The sequence below is a fragment of the Halobacteriovoraceae bacterium genome, assembly GCA_020635115.1.
In the GTDB taxonomy this organism is placed as follows: domain Bacteria; phylum Bdellovibrionota; class Bacteriovoracia; order Bacteriovoracales; family Bacteriovoracaceae; genus JACKAK01.
The window spans coordinates 1-16,420 of record JACKAK010000012.1 but is presented as its reverse complement, the minus strand read 5'-3'; the positions used below and the strand labels follow the sequence as shown (position 1 = coordinate 16,420).

Genomic DNA, 16,420 nt, shown 5'->3' with positions numbered 1-16,420 from the left:
ATCTATATGAGATGATTTACTTTTTCTTTAAGTTTTTGAAGTTTAATTAATGCATCTATTGGAGTGATTCTAAGAACATCAATTTTTTCAAGCTCTGATTCTAAAACTTCAAGATGTTTTGGAATCTGAACTTCAACAGGTTCTTGAAAAAAACACAATTGGGTTCCTGTTTGGTAATCAGGCAAACTTTTACTTTCTTTATTTTGATCATGATGATGTTGTGTCTCAAGGTCTTTAAGCAGTGATTGAGAGCGATTAATAATTTCACGAGGAAGTCCGGCCAACTCTGCGACATAAATTCCGTAACTCTGTTCAGCAGCTTTTTCAATTAACCTATAAAGAAATTCCACCCGTCCATTATTATTTACGATTTCCACTGTTAAGTTTTTTGCGCCATTGAGTTCTTCTGCTAATTCAATAAGCTCATGGTAGTGAGTCGCAAAAAGAGTGCGTGATTTGATATTTTTTACAAAGTATTCTACCAACGACCAAGCGATCGAAAGCCCATCATAGGTTGAAGTTCCTCTACCAACTTCATCTAAAATAACTAGAGATTTTTCAGTGGCGTGGCGAATGATTTCAGCGGTCTCAGACATCTCAACCATAAAGGTTGATTGACCTCTTAGAATATCATCACTTGCTCCAAGTCGACTGAAAATATAGTCTGCAGGAGACAAAACAGCACTTTCTGCAGGCACGAAACTTCCAATCTGCGCCAGTAGCTGGATAATGGCCACTTCTCTCATAACAGTAGTTTTGCCGGCCATATTTGGCCCAGTGATTAGACCAAAATAGTTTATGTCATCAAGTATGATATCATGTGAAACAAATTGATCTTTTATGTTGGCCTTAATTAATGGATGCCAGGCCCCGGAGCATTTGAAAATTTTCTTTTTTGAGTCTATTTGGGGACATACAAAATCTTCTTGATGAGCAACCCAGGCCAGAGACTGATAGACATCTACATTAGAGATTTCACTAGCGAGTTCTTGCAATTGCTTGCTATGATCTTTCACAATATTGATAAGTCCTTTGAAAATTTCACGTTCTAGTTTTTCAAGCTTATCCTTTGCGTTTACCACTTCTTTTTCGAAGTCGATTAACTCTTTTGTTGAAAATCTTTCTGTGTTAACAAGGGTCTGTCTTCTTTCAAAAGATTTTGGAAGTTTTTCACTTGATGACTTTGAAACTTCTACAAAATAACCTGCAACATTATTGTGTTTTATTTTTAGTTTAGGAATACCAGTTTTTTCTCTATACAATTCCTCAAGTTGAAGAATTTCATCTGTAGCATTTAGTGCAAGTTTTGCTAACTTGTCTCGCTTTTTACTATGTCCATCCTTTATTAAATTTCCCTTCTCTAAAGAGGCCCCTAATTCATCATTTAAAATGCTGATTACTGATTTTGAAATAAATGTAAGAGATTCATTTAAAACGTCACTAAGTGTTCCAAGATTATTTGGCCTAGATTTTCCAAGTGTTTGAACAATCGTCTGATAGGCCATAATTGTTTTGGAAATATTATGTAAATCATCACTTGTGGCCTTCCCATTGGAGACTTTTGCAAGAATTCTCTCAATATCTCTAATATGAAAAAGATCCTCTCGGACGTTTTGTAGAATTTCGTGATTATCAATGAAAAATTTGATGATCTCTTGTCTCTGGATAATTTCATTAATATCTAAGCTGGGAGTAAGAATAAAAGTTCTAAGATATCTTGCTCCAAGTGCTGTTTTGGTTTTATCCAAAAGCCCAAGAAGTGAATCTCTATATCTATCCTTGTCGCGGGGTAAAATTTCGAGACCTTTTAAGGTTGGGATAGATACTTTAAGCAAACCCTCATCGTTTATTAATTTGAAAGGGCGTATATGATAAATCATTTCTGAATCTTGAGTAGAGCAAACATAATACGCTAATGCGCCGATTACATTTAATAAAGGACGATTCATCTTTATTATTTGATCTCGTTTATAACTGGGAATAAACTTTTCAATAAATATGCTTGTAAAATTTGGATCAAAGTACTCTTCACTAAGATTAGTATGCAAAGTTTTTTCAAAGGATAGAAAATTATTTACCAGCTCTAAATTATCCCACTGTCCCAAGTAAGTTATAAATTCTTTTGGAGAGTAATATTGAATTTTTTCAATCAATTTTGACTCACTGTGAAGAATATGTCCGTAAAAGGCACCGGTTGTATAGTCCATTGCAATAAGGTAAAAAGCATTTTGGATTTGATATGCACAGAGCATATAGCTATTTTCATTTGCCGATGTCTTTTCTAAATCATAAGGGAGGCCAGGACTTACAATTTGAGTGACGGCCCGTTTTACAATACCCTTTGTTTCTTTAGGGTCTTCTACTTGTTCACAGATGGCCACTTTCAGGCCTTGTCCGGTTAATCTATCGATATATGTTGAGGCCGCATGATGAGGAATTCCGGCCATTGGTATAGGGTATTCCCCAAGTTTCCCTCTATGAGTTAATGTGATATTGAGTCTACGAGCTGTTTCTTTTGCATCATTAAAAAAGACTTCATAGAAGTCACCCATCCGAAATAGTACGAGAGTGTCAGAGTAATTTTTTTTGATCTGGTAATACTGTTCCATCATTGGAGTAAGTTTAACTCCTAGTGCAACAATATCTTCAATTCCCAGGTCTTTTTGATCCTTCAACACAACTACCCTTAATACTGACGAAAGGCCTACAAAATTATCATGTTGAATGTCAGGAGTCTATTAGAAAGCCGTTATTGCAAAACGTTAATAGAATGCATATTTTATTTTCGGCTTTGATTGTGATTAGATATAATGTGCTGATGGGATCTTTATTCGGAGATTTCATTAAACGAGGATTTCAAAATGAGAATTAGAACTATTGTGTTGTATGTTTTTGTAGTTCTATCTTTAGGTGGTGCATTTATAAATACCCTGATGATTCAGGCCAATATTGAAAAAGATAAGATCAATTTGTCTTCATCCGAAGTATTAAATACTCCAGATCTAAGCTACTTTAAAGGAATCCAATATTATCTAGTTGAAGATCATGAAAATAAGTTATTTTTGGATGCTTTTGAAATTGTTTTTGATGAGAGAACTGATGATCTAGCATTTTCAGGCCCGAATGGATTTTATTTTTTGAAGAAAGATTCTTTTTTACATTTTGAGTCCTTCAGGGGTCACTATATGGGAAAAAAAGGTACTCTTGAGCTTACACAAGAAGTAAAATTGGAATCTTCAAATTCAAAATTTACAGCTGATCATGCCATTTATGATAGCAAGAAAAATAATTTGCGAATGAATACGAATGTAAAAATGATCGCTACTAATTTGGTCAATGGAGATGAGTTGCTATTAAATTCAAATAAAATGTTTTTTGACATCCCTTCTCAGTTGGCCAAGGCCGATGGAAATGTTGATGGTAAAATTCATAAGTCCAGGGTGTATCATCGAGGTCTAGATTTTAAAACAAATCATTTGAGCGCAGACCTGTCTAAAAACTTGATATCTCTGGTTGATAGTGTTGAAGTTTTATACGGCCCGGTTAAGGCAACGTCACGAAATGGCAATATAATCATGGGAAACTTTAATAAAAAGCTCAAGTATTTAACGATGACTGACGATGTGAGAATTAGTGAATATGTACACTCCGGTGGAGAAAAAATCCTCAGAGAGGCCTATGCTGAAAAATTAGAGATGTTTGCAAAGGAGAAAAAAGTAGTTTTAACTGGATATCCAAAAGTAGTGCAAGGTAGTAGTAGAATAAAGGGAAATAGAATTATACTACGTGAGGATATCGAAGTCGTAGAGGTTGAGAACGTTAATACTAATATAACTATAAAATGAAAGGGTGTCATGAGATCGTACCTAGAAGTGTTAAATATTAAAAAAGTTTATGATGGAAGAACAGTTGTGAATGGAGTGAGTTTTGAGCTTAATCAAAATGAAGTGGTAGGAATTTTAGGTCCAAATGGTGCAGGAAAAACAACTTCATTTTATATGGTTGTTGGTCTTATAAAGTCAGATACAGGATCGATTCAATTAAATGGAACTGAAATTTCTAATTATCCTATTCATAAAAGGGCCCACATGGGACTTGGATATTTACCTCAAGAAGCTTCAATCTTTAGAGATTTAACTGTTGAAGAAAATATATTTTGTGTTTTAGAAAATAGGAAAATTCCATATTCTCGTAAGAAAGCTCTGCTTGAAGAACTCATTGGAGATTTTAAATTGCAAAAAATTCGAAAATCAATTGGTTCAGCACTATCAGGTGGAGAAAGAAGAAGGGTTGAAATAGCAAGAACTCTTGCATTGGAGCCACAATTTATTTTATTAGATGAACCTTTTGCAGGTGTTGACCCTTTAGCTGTAGGTGATATTCAAAATTTAATATTTTCATTAAAATCAAGAAGCATTGGAGTTCTAATCACGGATCATAATGTAAGAGAAACTCTTGGCGTTATTGATCGGGCCTATATAATGAATAATGGAGAAATGCTTGTGAGTGGTACATCTGAAGAAATAATAAATGATGAAAGAGCAAGGAAGTTCTATCTCGGAGAAGAATTTAAAATGTAGTTTAATGACTACGTATGAGATGGAAGGTATATTATGGCGGTTAAATTATCACAGAGTTTAAAGCAAACGCAAAACTTGATGATGACTCCCCAGTTGCAGCAAGCGATTAAGCTGCTGACCCTTACTCATTTAGAGATGACTAACGTTATAGCAGAGGAGATGATGGAAAATCCTCTTCTTGAAGAAAAAGAAAACTCGAGTGAGACAGACGTTGATTATAAAGTCGAAAAATTAGAAATGCAAAATCAGGAGGCAACTTCTGAAAATTTCAATGAAAGTACTGTTGTTGAAAAAGATGATTTTGATTGGTCCAGTTACATAGAGACTTATAATAGTTCATCGAGCTCAGCTCCCAAAGATCTTTCTATTCCTAATGGTGATGAAGCTCCAAATTATGAAAATATGATTTCGAAAGGGATGTCTCTAGCAGATCATTTAGAGTGGCAACTTAGAATGGAAAACCTCACTGAAAGTGAGTGGGAGGTTGCAGAACTTATAATTAACAATATCCGAGATGACGGGTATTTGGATATCGATTTCGAGGAAATTTTACAACAGACAGGACATGATAGGGAAGATGCTCTAGAAATATTGAAAATGATTCAGTGTTTAGACCCTGTTGGATGCGCAGCTAGAGACCTAAAAGAATGTTTACTGGTTCAAGCAAAGCTTTTAGAACAAAGATCGCCACTTCTAGAAAAAATTATAGAATTCCATTTAGATGAACTTAGTTCAAAGGATCACAAACCACTTGCATCTAAACTTGGGGTTTCTCTAGAGGCCATTGAAAGTGCTCTTTTTATTTTACAATCTTTAACTCCAAAACCAGGCCGTTTAGTGGCCAGTGAAGAAACTCACTATATAGTTCCCGATATATTTGTGGTTCAAGTCGGTGGAGAATTTGTTGTCAAAATAAATGATGAAGGAGTGCCTTCTTTAAAAGTATCAAAGTTATATCAAGAAATGCTCCTCAAATCAGAAGAAAATGGAGACCAAAAGACAAAAGAATTTGTTCAAGATAAACTTCGCTCAGCACTTTGGCTTATCAAATCAATTCAAAATCGACAAAACACTATATATAAAGTCGCAAAATCTATTGTGATTCAACAACAAGAATTTTTCAAGAAAGGCCCTAGCTTTCTCAAACCCATGATTCTTAGAGATGTTGCTAATGAAATAGGCATGCATGAATCTACAGTTTCAAGAGTGACAACGAATAAATATATGCATACGCCAATTGGGCTTTTTGAATTAAAATACTTTTTTAACTCAGGTATCGGTGGAAAAAATGGCGGAGTTGATATCTCGGGAGAAGTTCTCAAAATCAAACTTAAAGCTCTTGTTGATAACGAAAATCCGAAAAAACCACTGTCTGACCAAAAAATAGTGCAATTATTGAAGCAAGAAGAGATTATCGTGGCCAGACGTACTGTGACTAAGTACCGAGAAATACTTGGAATTGAATCATCATCAAAAAGAAAAATAAAATAAGTTAAAATAACCATTCGATTACGTTTTAGTAAGAATTCACACATGTCGATAAATAATGACGAGGTAAATTTATGAAACTAACTATTTCTTTTAAGAACATTGATCACACAGATTCTCTTGATAGCAGAATCAAAGAAAAATCTAAAAAACTTACAAAGTATTTTGAGGGCAACACCAATGTAAAGTGGATATGCTCTGCTAAGGAAGGAGTTCATATTTCAGAACTAAACCTTACCGGTCCACACATTGAATATCATGCGAAGGCCCAATCTGATAATCTCTATAAAACTCTTGATATGGCCATTTCAAAAATTGAAAAACAAATTATTCGCAAAAAAGAAAAAATGAAAAATAAAATGCATAGAAAGAAGAATGAATTATACGTTCTCGACGCAGAATTGGCCTGGTCTGATTATATTGAGAATCCTGATGAAGTTGCTTAGATTCTAAAGTTGAGATGAAATGATTGATGATAAAGTAAAAAAAGCTATCATAAACTATATGCGTGAAAAGCGATTTATGATCGTCGATCCAAGCAATGTATCTAAAAGCTCAATCACTTCTGTTCTTAAAATGACAGCAGCTCCTAAAGCTCATATGTTTTTTGCTCGAAATTTCTCTGAAGCAGAAGATATTCTCAAACGCGTTAGACCAGAAGTGATATTTTCAACTGTACTCATTGAAGATCAAACCTATTCTAAACTTTTAGACTTACACTTAAAAATGTTACCCAATAGATTAAAGTCATCCTTTTTTGTCATAGGAGAAAAACTAACTTTGGATATTTCAATGAGAATCCAAAAAGGTGAAATTGATGACTTAATCCAAAAACCTTTCACTGTTAATTCTCTGCAGTCCACTATTTTAAAATCAATTACCCCCAAACTTGCTCCAACTCCCTACAAAGAAGAAATTGAGCAGGCCAAAGAAAATATAGATACCGATCCGGATAGGGCCCTTCAACATATTGAAACCGCAAAACGATTTTCAGATCGACCAGCTGATGCTTGGATGCTGGAGGGAAAAATTTGGGCCAGAAGTAAACAATTGGCCAGAGCAAAAGAGTGTTTTTTTAAAGGTTTGGAATACGATCCTGGAAGTTTTCAATGTTTAACAGAGCTCTTTAAAATACTTTCACTAGAAAAAGAAAATAGACAGGCCTATAAGATTGGAAATATCATGCTTAGAAATTATCCAGTGGATCCAACTCTTATTCCTGAATTTACGAGGATGTCAGTTGCAAATGCTGAATACGAAGATATTTTTATTTACCATGAGGCCTTTAAACAAGTACTAAGACCAGATACCATCATGAAAAACCATATTGCTGCCTCTTTAACAGTTTATGGAAAGAGGATAATCAAAGATAAATATGAACTTAATAAAAATGTAGACCCTGAATTATTTGAAAAAGCAATGAATACAATGGAAATGGCCACTGAAATCTGTAAGGGAAAACCACTTATATATACTTCCATAATGGAGGGCCTAAAAATGGCCAAAGAAGTTGAAAGACTTCATCAAGTTATTGAAAAGGCCAAAGAGGAGTTTCCTGACTCCTTAGAAATTAGAATAATGGAAGTTGTGGCCAACGATGTCAGTTTATCTCCAGCTGACTCACTTAAAAAAACTATTGAAATTATTCGCTCAGGTTTTAAAGCTCCAGAGTTTTATAAAATTATTATAGAACGCTCCATTGAATTAGATCTTTCTAAAAGACTAATAAATACTCATTTGAATGAGGCCATTACAGAATTTCCTGAACATCGAGAGACTTTTGAAAAATTAGTGGCCTAACTATTTAAATACTCCAAGAGATTCTTTAACAGTTGCCCTGGCACTGATAAAATGTTTGTGCTCAAGCAATAATCCCTTAGAAATATTTCTGATTTCTTCACTTTCTAAATTATCGGCGGTTCCATCTGCTGCCGCAACTTGAAACAACGCTTTCAAAACATTATATTTTTGCTCATTAGTGAGTTTATCGCGTAAATATTGGCAATAGATATGATTTTCTAAACCGGCCAAATTCTTTATCTCGCTTGAAGCTAGTTCAATGATGGCCGTAACTTCATGTGAATTAAAACTAGTCCATTTAGAAAGTGATTTGGCCATCACTTCTTTTTCTTCCTCATCAATATTTAGATCTGTAAAGGCCACCCTGGCCAGAAGTCCGGCCAGGCTGGAAACAAGGGCCTTTTCTTCATCGCTGTGATTTGGGTATAACTCGTTGATTTTGTGATAAATTCTGTGCAACTTCTGTTGATCTTCAGTATTTTTTATTCTAAATATATCAAGTATGCTCATAGATGCTTATCCGATTACTTTTTTGGTTAAAAATCCGTTAAAATATACATGGGACATTTTATCTAAGGTAGGACCGTTATGGCCATAGTCGAATCTATTTTAAACCCATCTCTCAATAACGACACCGAAAGTGATGAATCAGGAAGTGTATCTGTTTTAGATAAAGTCAAAGTCATTCCCCCTCGAAAATATAAAGTACTTCTTCATAACGATGATTATACTACGATGGATTTTGTTATTCACATTTTGCAGAAATTTTTTGGGAAAAACATTGAACAGGCCAATGAAATTATGATTAAAGTTCATAATGAAGGAGTTGCTACTTGTGGAATTTACACGAGGGAGATAGCTGAAAGTAAGTCTATAAAAGTAAATCAATATTCTAAAACAAATGGTCATCCATTAAAATGCAGCATCGAGCCAGAGGACATATGAAAAGTTTAAAGTTCGAAATAATTATAAATCAAGCTATTAAAAAGGCCAATAAATTACGACACGAATTTCTCTCCTTGGAGGCCATTCTTTATTCATTACTGCAAGATGAGATGGTCACAGGAATTCTCGAAGAACTGGGGGCAAGTGTAGAAGATATTTCTCATGATTTGGATAAGTTTCTACGCGACGAAAGTAATTTTAGTATACTAAGTGCACATGAAGTTGAAGAACTTGGAAAAAACCAATTTTTGGATGAAAGATTAAGACAACTAGCAAATGAAAGCGGAGTTTTTTATCAACCTGAAATTTCCATGTCTCTCCAGAGAGTCATCCAAAGAGCGGCACTTCATGTTCAATCAGCTGGAAAAGAACATATTATGGGGATAAATATCCTTGTGGCAATGTTTGGAGAGGAAGATTCCTATGCTCTTTACATACTTAAACGACAGGGGATAGAAAGACTAGATATAATCAATCAAATAGCTCACGGAATTGATAAACCTCTTACTGATGAGGAATCATCTGTCGTGAGATCAATTTCTCATGAAAATAATGATAATCAGAGTAGTTTGGATAAGTTTGCAGTAAATCTTAATAAGCTTGCTAAAGATCAAAAAATAGATCCTTTAATAGGTAGGGAAGATGAAATCAATCGGATTGTACAAGTTTTGTGTAGAAGAAGAAAAAACAATCCTTTACTTGTGGGAGACGCTGGAGTAGGAAAGACGGCCATTGCTGAAGGACTTGCCTATTGTATTGAATTTGGAAAAGTCCCTGAAATTTTAAATGACACCACAATATTTTCGTTAGATATGGGCCTATTAATTGCTGGAGCAAAGTTTCGGGGAGACTTTGAACAAAGATTAAAGGGCGTTATAAATGAACTTCAAAAACTAAATGATATTGGGAAGAAAAGTATTTTGTTCATAGATGAATTGCACACCGTAATGGGGGCAGGACAGGCCGGAAGTGGCTCTTTAGATGCGTCCAATCTTCTAAAACCTGCTTTAAGTTCAGGTAGACTCAGATGTATAGGTTCAACCACGCATGAAGAATACAGAAAATTCATTGAGAAGGATTCTGCTTTTGGCAGAAGGTTTCAAAAGATTGACATAGATGAGCCAACAGTTGATGAGGCCATTGAAATATTAAAGGGTTTAAAATCAAGATTCGAAGATCATCACCAAGTTAGCTTTCCTCTTGCGACTTTGAAAAGTGCTGTTAGTCTTTCTTATAAATATCTCACTGATAGAAAACTTCCAGATAAAGCGATAGATGTCATAGATGAAGCTGGTGCAGCAAATATGCTATTACCAAGAAGTAAAAGAAAAACCAAAATTACTGTAAAGGATATTGAAAAAACGATTTCATTGATTGCCAAAATTCCTCAAGCAAATCTTTCTCAAGATGAGAAATCTAAACTTCAAGACTTGGAGAGGAATTTAAAATTACTTATTTTTGGGCAGGATAAGGCCATCGAGAAAGTTGTAGATGGAGTTTTATTATCACGCTCTGGTCTATCTCAAGGTGATGGTCCAATGTCTACATTTTTATTTGTAGGGCCAACTGGAGTAGGTAAGACTGAACTATCAAAACAACTGGCATTCCTATTAGGAATAAACTTTGAACGATTTGATATGTCCGAATACATGGAAAAGCACTCTGTTGCAAAATTAATTGGCGCTCCTCCAGGTTATGTTGGACATGAGGAGGGGGGAAAGTTAACAGATGTCATCAAAAAGAATCCTCATACTGTTCTTCTTTTAGATGAAATCGAAAAGGCCCATCCTGATATTTATAATATTCTTTTGCAGGTATTTGATCATGGAAAATTAACAGACTCTCAAGGTAGAAGTACAGATTTTAGAAATACCATTATAATTATGACATCAAATGTTGGCGCAAGAGATATGGAAGGAGGACAAATAGGTCTGAGTAGCTCTTCTTCAACAATAAAATTTAAGGGACAGAAAGCTTTAAAAGAAACATTTTCTCCAGAATTTAGAAATCGTCTCTCATCCATCATTGAATTTAATGAATTGAACCATACTCAAGTGATTGATATTGTTAAAAAATTTATCTATCAAACTCAACTCACCTTATTGGAAAAAAAGGTTGAACTATTCATCACTGATAAGGCCGTTGAGTGGCTAGCTAAAATAGGATTTGATCCCAAAATGGGTGCTAGGCCCTTAAGAAGAGTTGTCGAAAAGGAAATTAATCTCGTCATATCTCGAAAAATGATCATCAAAGATGATATGAAACCAGGAAAAATTGAGATCGATGAAGAAAATGGAGAGCTCATTTTTAAATACAGCTGGCATGAATGAGAAAATTTGCCATAAAAAATTGTCATTTGTTTAACTTTGGATCCTTTTTTTATCTTTTATCGAAATTTTTACCTATTACTCGATGATCTCTTTGATGATTCTGTCTACAGTTTTTTTCTGTCTAAAGTTGGTCCATTTTAGATTTTTAAAAAGTCGAATTTCTGAAACCCTTTGCCAGTCGATGTTTCAATCGTTTTAGAATTTTTTAGGACTTTCTTTTTCAAGTTTCAAAAAGAACTACCGATGTATGAATAAGAACAAAAAAAACAGAAGTAAAAAAAAAATTAAAATTTTTTTGATTTTTGTTTGCGTTAAAATAAAAAAGTGATTATTCTTTACCTATATAGTTGTAAAAACTAGGAGGATGTCAATGGCTAAAACGACTAAGAAAGTAGCAAAGAAAGCTACAAAAAAAGTAGCAAAGAAAGCTACAAAAAAAGTAGCAAAGAAAGCTGCAAAAAAAGTAGCAAAGAAAGCTACAAAAAAAGTAGCTAAAAAAGCTACAAAAAAAGTAGCTAAGAAAGCTACTAAAAAAGCTGCTAAGAAAGTGGCAAAGAAAGTTACTAAAAAAGTAGCTAAGAAGAAGTAATTAATTATTTTTTAAATAATTAATCTATGGGGCCTGAGTAATCAGGCCCTTTTTATTATCTGAAGAAATCGATCGATGATTTCTTGATACTTCTGATGAATAAGATCTTTTTTAATTTGTTCAAATAGTTTTTCAGGGAGTAGCTCTGCGTTATTCTTTTGAGAAAAGGTCAGATTACAGAGTGATTCAATAACTATAAAAATTTGAGAAAATGGATGAATACCTTCTGGATTAGCATAGTCAAAACCAATTCCATTTTTTGAACCATGATGTTGCTTTATGATCGTTGAAACCTCACTTGGAAACATTCCACTTGTATTAACATAGTCAGACATTAAATTTGCATGTTGGAGTATTAATTTTTCTTCTTTACCACTTAAATGACTAGCTTCAAGCTTCTCATCGCTATCAATGAAATGATGTTTAGTATTGGGTATCAAAAGATCATGTAAATAGGCCGCATAGGCAAATTTTATAAAAAAGTTTTCATTGTTCCACTTATTTTCTTTAATCAAATATTGAATACCCATTGTGGATATAAACTGCGCTCTTGAAGACAATGTGACATTTGAAGGATTAGATAAAATTTGAAACATCTTTTTTAAGCTAGGTGTATTTCTACAAAAAGTTATAAAGTTCTTTGCTACCGCATCAGACAACTTTAACACTTCTTCCGTTACACCAAAAGAAAGGACAATATCCCTAATAAAATTACTAGCATTGTCAGATAATTCTAACTTTTCAATTAGAGTAAGTGAGTCAGTATTTAACGATTTTATAAAAGACTCAGTAATAAAGTTAATCAAAGGGATATAATCTGGTGCTTTAATATAAATCTCTGAGACACCCTTCTTTTCTAATGAAGAAACGATGTCTGGATTATAAATTTGTTCTTTATCGTATAATTTTACAAATTCAAACTGTGATCCTCTTCCTTCAACCCTCATAAATAATGAAATAGGACAATTTTTAAGTCCTTTAAGAATATCCAGATCAATATTTTTAATTCCACTTGAATATTTCTCCTTCTGATCAACAATTTTTACGTTAAGAGCTTTAGAAGCAGTATGAACCAATACTTTTACATTTGACCAAGACTTTAAATTGTAACTTTTATCTCGCTCAAATTTTCCCTCACCTATATAGATTATGGGAGTATCTAAATCCTGACTGGACATAAATTTATTTAAAGTACTTCCTAATTCATCTTCTTTTGGTGAAGGTGAAATAATAAGCGAAGAAGCAAGAACATCCGTAGGAGATTCATCAATATTTTTTTTAAGTATGACATTCAATCCTAAAAATGTTTCTAAATTCAGTTTGTAAATAGCTGCATATTCTTTGGCCCCTAAAACAAGTATCTGCATGAGAAATCCTTTGTAAATTTGTTCAATATTCCTATCGGAATTAAGGAATCACCCTAAAGTATTTGAAAATAAAAAGATAAGGGGGATTTATTTTCCTATTTCGTGTTTTTTGTGGGTTTAGTCAATAGTATTAAGTAAACCTTAAGAGATCTTAATAACTCTTTGCAAAAGCAAGGCAAACTGATATTAAATCCGCCTACTTTAAACCGTTATCCTTATAAACAAAGGCCCGTAATGGAAAATCTACAAAACAATGGCGATGTCAAAGAAATCGCTGGAATGCAATTGCCCCCAAGAAAAGTTTTTCTCAAAACATTTGGCTGCCAAATGAATTACCACGATTCTGAAAGAATAATTTCTCATTTATCCGAACTTAATTATTCTCCTACTGAAGATAAAGACCAGGCCGACCTCATATTGTTTAACACTTGTGCAATTAGAGATCTTGCTAACTCAAAATTTTACTCTCATCTTGGCGAAATCAAACACAATAAAAAAAATAAAAGAGATCTCATTGTTGGAGTAGGTGGATGTGTCGCTCAAACTGAAGGAAAAGAGTTAGTAAAAAAATATGAACACCTAGATTTTGCCTTTGGTACCGACGTGATTGATCAGATAAATGACATGGTTTTCAGAACATTGGGCGGAGAATCTAAGTTTAACGTAAATTCATGGGACAGAAGCTCAAACTATTCCATAGAAACTAAAGTTGCTCACGGAACCCCTCAAGCATTTGTAAACATCATTAAAGGATGTGACAAATTTTGTTCCTATTGTATCGTCCCGTTCACCCGTGGCCGAGAAAAATCTCGAAAACTAAATGAAGTCGTTACTGACATTAAAAAGCTTGTAGAATATCAAGGCATACAGGAAGTAACATTATTAGGGCAAAATGTGAATTCATATGGAAAAGAAAACAATGAGTCCCTCGCTCAATTAATCTATGAACTAGATAAGATAGACGGACTTGAAATCCTCAGATATACAACAAGTCATCCCTACGACGTTTCAGATGAATTAATTGATGCTCATGGAAGCTCAAAAAAACTTTCTAAACATCTCCATCTCCCTGTCCAGTCTGGCTCCAATACTGTTTTGCAAAGAATGCTTAGGGAATATACAAAAGAACACTACCTCACATTACTTGACAAACTAAGAAAGGCCAAGAGTGATATAGTGATATCATCAGACATTATTGTAGGTTTCCCAAATGAAACAGATCAAGAATATCAAGAAACACTAGATCTTCTTGAAAAAGCTCAATTTGATTTTATCTATTCTTATGTTTTTTCTCCTCGAGCTAAAACAAAAGCTGCTAGAATGGAAGATTTTTTAAGCAAAGAAATAAAAGGTGAAAGACTCAGAAATCTCCAAAAATTTCAATTATCAATCCAAGAAAAAATTCGCTCACAAATGCTCGACAAAACTTATACGGTCCTTGTTGATGGAAAAAGTAAAATGAGAGGACAAGAAAAATGGAAAGGAAGAACAGATTGCAACCGTATCATACATTTTGAAAATAATACCGACGATAACCTCTTGTGGAATTGGGTAGATCTTAAAGTCACAAGTTCAACGGCCCTTTCTGCTCAAGGTGAGATATTAAATATTCATGGACGTAGACTGCCTCAAGGATATAAGCGTTTTAGATAAAATTAAAATTTTACACAACAAGTGAAGAAAAGACCTTTTCTAAGGCCTCCTGTGCTTTTCTAAAGGGGCCACTATAAAATTTTTCCTTTACATGACCTAGAACTTCTAGCGTTTTTTGATTTTTATTTTCCTCTGTATAATCTTCAGTAAAAACTTTTTCAGTAAAATAATTGGCAACAATATAAAACGCACTCAGAGGTTTAATATATTGATACTGAAGTGATTTTGGGTATCCCGATCCATTTGGACGTTCATGATGCTGCAATACAACTGTTAGTGTTTCACTTGGAATAAATTTACTATCTTTGGCCAGCATTTGTGAGGTGGTTAGTGGATGCTGAATAATACGATCGGGAAGGTCTTTTTTTGTTAGAGAATGTTTCATGATTTTAAAATCTTCCTGTTCCAAAAGAACATCACATAAAAGTGCGGCCATCACAACCTTATGTTTATTTTCATCGTTAGTCCAATCCGTCTGGTCGATCATCATACTCGTGATATAACCAGTCATCATGGCATGCAAATATTGCTCAGAACACATTTGTTTGAAAATCTTATATTTTTGAAAAATATTGGTTCTTGAAATGGCCTTAATCGTTCCATTCGTTAAAGACTTAAGAATTGGTCCTCTCTCTTCATCAAGTCCTCCTTGTGCCAGAATGGATTTGAATAAATCATGTCCCGAACTCAGTGCTTTTACCTCTTTTTCCTCTGGAGTTTGCTCGTCAGCAACAAGAGCGGAAAGCCTATCCCTAACCGTTTTTACAAAGAAATTATAATCATCTTCTGTTAAAAAAAGTTCATCGACACCTTTTTGAGTATACTTCTCATAAAGGTCACGGGCCTCATCACCCTTATGACCTATTTTTAAAACACGTCCACTTTTCATTTGAAGATAAAGATCAATCTCTATTCCTTCACCATAAGATTGAAGAACGGTAATTTTAATACTTTTAAAATTTGTCTGTATTTGTTCACTCATACCTGAATACTACTAAAATTTCAGGAGCTTAGGAAGAGTTGCAAGACTTGCCCGGGAGAAATCATCGGTTATTTAGGTTCAAATTTTCCATCCTGCTTTGCGATATTGAACAATGTAAAATGTTTTTAGGTGCCTTATGAAGAATTTAGTCTTTATATTTTTATTGTTATGTACTTCAAAACTTTTTGCAGTCACTGAAATTAGTTTTGATTATGGATATGACCGTTTTGTCTATGGTAGTAGCGATCAATCATACATCACAACAAAAACTTATCACTCTTCCATTGCATGGTATTTTTGGGGATTAACAGCAATTGAACTAGATTTTTCGATGAATGACGAAGTTGGAAGGGAGAAAAATTCAATTGAAACAAGTGATTCTAACTACAAATTAACTGGAATTCATTCAGACGTTCAAAAACAAAACTACTCAGTTGGACTTAGACAAGCTTTTGCCAGCAATGGATCGTTTTTAATACCAACGATTAGTCTTGGTTATGGACGACAACTAGCAAAAAGCAAAACTAAAATTATCTTCACTAACCAAACAGATTACTCAGAAATTGAATATGAAGAACCAACTGATAGTGAGAGTAGTGAAACATTTTATGGAACATTTGCCCTCAAAATAGCATTGAGACAAACATTGTATTTAAAGTTTTCTGTCAGTACAATTATTCCTGAAT

General features: G+C 33.9%; 14 protein-coding genes. 10 read left to right on the top strand and 4 right to left on the bottom strand.

Annotated features, from left to right (window positions below; genetic code table 11):
* Positions 1-2: 2 nt before the first annotated feature.
* A complete protein-coding gene (mutS, locus tag H6622_16700; protein ID MCB9063166.1) occupies positions 3-2,678 on the bottom strand; it encodes a DNA mismatch repair protein MutS in 2,676 nt (891 codons plus the stop codon).
* A gap of 183 nt (positions 2,679-2,861) precedes the next feature.
* Between mutS and H6622_16695 the strand changes: the two genes are divergently transcribed.
* The 5 genes from H6622_16695 (at position 2,862) to H6622_16675 (ending at position 7,868) form a co-directional block, all read left to right on the top strand.
* Positions 2,862-3,845, top strand: coding sequence for a hypothetical protein (locus H6622_16695; GenBank protein MCB9063165.1), 984 nt, complete (start codon positions 2,862-2,864; stop codon positions 3,843-3,845).
* A gap of 9 nt (positions 3,846-3,854) precedes the next feature.
* On the top strand, positions 3,855-4,580 hold the full coding sequence (gene lptB / locus H6622_16690) for an LPS export ABC transporter ATP-binding protein (protein ID MCB9063164.1): 726 nt from the start codon (positions 3,855-3,857) through the stop codon (positions 4,578-4,580).
* A gap of 33 nt (positions 4,581-4,613) precedes the next feature.
* Positions 4,614-6,071, top strand: a complete 1,458-nt coding sequence (gene rpoN, locus H6622_16685) for an RNA polymerase factor sigma-54 (GenBank protein ID MCB9063163.1) — start codon at positions 4,614-4,616, stop codon at positions 6,069-6,071.
* A 71-nt stretch (positions 6,072-6,142) separates the two neighbouring features.
* Entirely contained in the window at positions 6,143-6,514 is a 372-nt protein-coding gene (gene raiA / locus H6622_16680; protein MCB9063162.1) for a ribosome-associated translation inhibitor RaiA, read from the top strand.
* A gap of 19 nt (positions 6,515-6,533) precedes the next feature.
* A complete protein-coding gene (locus H6622_16675) occupies positions 6,534-7,868 on the top strand; it encodes a hypothetical protein (protein MCB9063161.1) in 1,335 nt (444 codons plus the stop codon).
* On the opposite strand, the gene H6622_16670 is transcribed toward H6622_16675, so the two are convergent.
* Positions 7,869-8,378, bottom strand: coding sequence for a TerB family tellurite resistance protein (locus H6622_16670; protein ID MCB9063160.1), 510 nt, complete (start codon positions 8,376-8,378; stop codon positions 7,869-7,871).
* 78 nt (positions 8,379-8,456) lie between these two features.
* Here H6622_16670 and clpS point away from each other — a divergent pair, with 78 nt between their 5' ends.
* The 3 genes from clpS (at position 8,457) to H6622_16655 (ending at position 11,732) form a co-directional block, all read left to right on the top strand.
* Positions 8,457-8,813, top strand: a complete 357-nt coding sequence (gene clpS / locus H6622_16665) for an ATP-dependent Clp protease adapter ClpS (protein MCB9063159.1) — start codon at positions 8,457-8,459, stop codon at positions 8,811-8,813.
* Positions 8,810-11,143 (top strand): AAA family ATPase, encoded by a 2,334-nt coding sequence (locus tag H6622_16660; GenBank protein MCB9063158.1) that lies wholly within the window; start codon positions 8,810-8,812, stop codon positions 11,141-11,143. Before clpS ends, H6622_16660 begins: the two co-directional genes overlap by 4 nt.
* 370 nt (positions 11,144-11,513) lie before the next feature.
* Positions 11,514-11,732 (top strand): hypothetical protein, encoded by a 219-nt coding sequence (locus H6622_16655; GenBank protein MCB9063157.1) that lies wholly within the window; start codon positions 11,514-11,516, stop codon positions 11,730-11,732.
* A gap of 41 nt (positions 11,733-11,773) precedes the next feature.
* Here the strand turns inward: H6622_16655 and H6622_16650 are convergent, their stop codons facing one another.
* A complete protein-coding gene (locus tag H6622_16650; GenBank protein ID MCB9063156.1) occupies positions 11,774-13,099 on the bottom strand; it encodes a hypothetical protein in 1,326 nt (441 codons plus the stop codon).
* 234 nt (positions 13,100-13,333) lie between these two features.
* Between H6622_16650 and miaB the strand changes: the two genes are divergently transcribed.
* Positions 13,334-14,752 (top strand): tRNA (N6-isopentenyl adenosine(37)-C2)-methylthiotransferase MiaB, encoded by a 1,419-nt coding sequence (gene miaB, locus H6622_16645; GenBank protein ID MCB9063155.1) that lies wholly within the window; start codon positions 13,334-13,336, stop codon positions 14,750-14,752.
* Positions 14,753-14,762: 10 nt separating this feature from the next.
* Here miaB and H6622_16640 read toward each other — a convergent pair whose 3' ends face one another.
* On the bottom strand, positions 14,763-15,734 hold the full coding sequence (locus H6622_16640; protein ID MCB9063154.1) for a hypothetical protein: 972 nt from the start codon (positions 15,732-15,734) through the stop codon (positions 14,763-14,765).
* 136 nt (positions 15,735-15,870) lie between these two features.
* On the opposite strand from H6622_16640, the gene H6622_16635 reads away from it, so the two are divergent.
* Positions 15,871-16,420, top strand: a 550-nt coding sequence (locus H6622_16635; protein MCB9063153.1) for a hypothetical protein, incomplete at its 3' end; no start/stop codon positions are given.

Excerpts from the sequence above, each read along its gene's own strand:
- H6622_16695 (MCB9063165.1), top strand. The coding sequence starts at position 2,862 with ATGAGAATTAGAACTATTGTGTTGTATGTTTTTGTAGTTCTATCTTTA.
- lptB (MCB9063164.1), top strand. The coding sequence starts at position 3,855 with ATGAGATCGTACCTAGAAGTGTTAAATATTAAAAAAGTTTATGATGGA.
- rpoN (MCB9063163.1), top strand. The coding sequence starts at position 4,614 with ATGGCGGTTAAATTATCACAGAGTTTAAAGCAAACGCAAAACTTGATG.
- raiA (MCB9063162.1), top strand. The coding sequence starts at position 6,143 with ATGAAACTAACTATTTCTTTTAAGAACATTGATCACACAGATTCTCTT.
- H6622_16675 (MCB9063161.1), top strand. The coding sequence starts at position 6,534 with ATGATTGATGATAAAGTAAAAAAAGCTATCATAAACTATATGCGTGAA.
- H6622_16670 (MCB9063160.1), bottom strand. The coding sequence starts at position 8,378 with ATGAGCATACTTGATATATTTAGAATAAAAAATACTGAAGATCAACAG.
- clpS (MCB9063159.1), top strand. The coding sequence starts at position 8,457 with ATGGCCATAGTCGAATCTATTTTAAACCCATCTCTCAATAACGACACC.
- H6622_16660 (MCB9063158.1), top strand. The coding sequence starts at position 8,810 with ATGAAAAGTTTAAAGTTCGAAATAATTATAAATCAAGCTATTAAAAAG.
- H6622_16655 (MCB9063157.1), top strand. The coding sequence starts at position 11,514 with ATGGCTAAAACGACTAAGAAAGTAGCAAAGAAAGCTACAAAAAAAGTA.
- H6622_16650 (MCB9063156.1), bottom strand. The coding sequence starts at position 13,099 with ATGCAGATACTTGTTTTAGGGGCCAAAGAATATGCAGCTATTTACAAA.
- miaB (MCB9063155.1), top strand. The coding sequence starts at position 13,334 with ATGGAAAATCTACAAAACAATGGCGATGTCAAAGAAATCGCTGGAATG.
- H6622_16640 (MCB9063154.1), bottom strand. The coding sequence starts at position 15,734 with ATGAGTGAACAAATACAGACAAATTTTAAAAGTATTAAAATTACCGTT.